Genomic DNA, 1,437 nt, shown 5'->3' on the forward strand with positions numbered 1-1,437 from the left:
GGTGTCCCGCAACGACGGGGGCGTCAGGGCCCGGGCGGCCCGCACGTAGTCCGCGCCCAGCCGCACCTTCAACGCCGCCGCACTCGCCTCCAACCGCGCCACCCCCGCCAAACCATCCAGGCAGTCATCGGCCAGATCCCGCAACGGATCCACACCCCGGAACGGGTCCGTTTCCCGGACGGCCACTGCGTCCCGCAGCGGGTCCTTGTCCCGCAGCAGGGCGTCGGCGCCGGGCGCATCCGGGTGGTCCGCATCGGTGCCGGCGAGTTCCGTGAGGGCCGGGCCCGTGCCGATGAAAGCAGCAAGCGCAGCCGCGGACGCCGCGAGAGCCGCCAGGGCCTCCCTGCTCTCCACGCTCAACGCTGCTCCGCTAGCCACACTCAAAGAATATAAGCGGCCTCCGACAGTAACTGGTTGGGTTGCCGCGTGAACCTGGGACGACCGACAACCGGAGGGAATCCTGCTCCAAAAGAGTGCTGCCCGGGCGTTGATCCTCCCGCACCGGGGCCGGCGGGACGAAAGCCAGGCGGGTGTTGGCTTAGCCCAGGGCCCGGGGATGCGCGGCGGCGTAGATCTCGCGCAGGGTGTCCGCCGTGACCAGGGTGTAGACCTGTGTGGTGGTGACCGAGGCATGACCCAGCAGCTCCTGGACCACCCGGACGTCGGCCCCGCCCTCGAGCAGGTGCGTGGCGAAGGAGTGCCGCAGGGTGTGCGGCGAGACGTCCTTGGTGATGTTGGCCTTCTCGGCGGCGGTCTTCAGGATGGTCCAGGCGCTCTGCCGGCTGATCCGCCCCCCGCGGGCGTTAAGGAACAGCGCCGGGGTCCCCTTGCCCTTGGCGGACAGCAGCGGGCGGCCCCGGACGAGGTAGGCGTCGAGGGCACGGGCACCGAAGGACCCGAGCGGGACCAGCCGCTCTTTGGAACCCTTGCCGAACAGCCGGACGATGGCCGGCCCGGCGTCCCCGGCCTCGCCGCTGTGCAGGGAGATGTCATCGACGTCGAGACCCACCGCTTCGCTGATCCGGGCGCCGGTGGAATAGAGGAACTCCAGCAGGGCCCGGTCGCGCAGCCCGGTGGCGGTGTCGGTTCGGACAGCTTCCAGGATCCTGGTGACTTCGTCGACGCTGATGGCCTTGGGCAGCCGCTTGCCGGGCATGGGCGGGTGGACGTCGCTGGCCGGGTCGGTGGGGGTGAGACCCTCAAGTGCCCAGAACTTGTGCAGGCCGCGCACCGCCACCACTGTCCGGGCCGCGGACCGGATGCCCAGGGCCGAGCCGCCGTCGGACCCGTCGGAGAGCGCCTGGACGAAGCCGGTGACGTCGTGCCGGGTGATCTCGTCGGGGCGTTGGCGGCCCATATGGGCCAGGTGCCTGGCGTAGCGGGCCAGGTCCCGCCGGTAGGCGGAAAGGGTGTTCGCCGCAAGCCCCCGTTCCACCC

At 71.1% G+C, this 1,437-nt stretch carries 1 protein-coding gene and 1 pseudogene; both read right to left on the reverse strand.

The window, feature by feature from the left end; genetic code table 11:
• Window positions 1-378 (reverse strand): annotated as a pseudogene (locus tag BJQ90_RS12855) (hypothetical protein); the annotation flags it as partial.
• 160 nt (window positions 379-538) lie between these two features.
• A complete protein-coding gene (gene xerD, locus BJQ90_RS12860) occupies window positions 539-1,435 on the reverse strand; it encodes a site-specific tyrosine recombinase XerD (protein WP_226760646.1) in 897 nt (298 codons plus the stop codon).
• Window positions 1,436-1,437 lie beyond the last annotated feature (2 nt).

The sequence above is a fragment of the Arthrobacter sp. SO3 genome, assembly GCF_020532825.1.
In the GTDB taxonomy this organism is placed as follows: domain Bacteria; phylum Actinomycetota; class Actinomycetes; order Actinomycetales; family Micrococcaceae; genus Arthrobacter.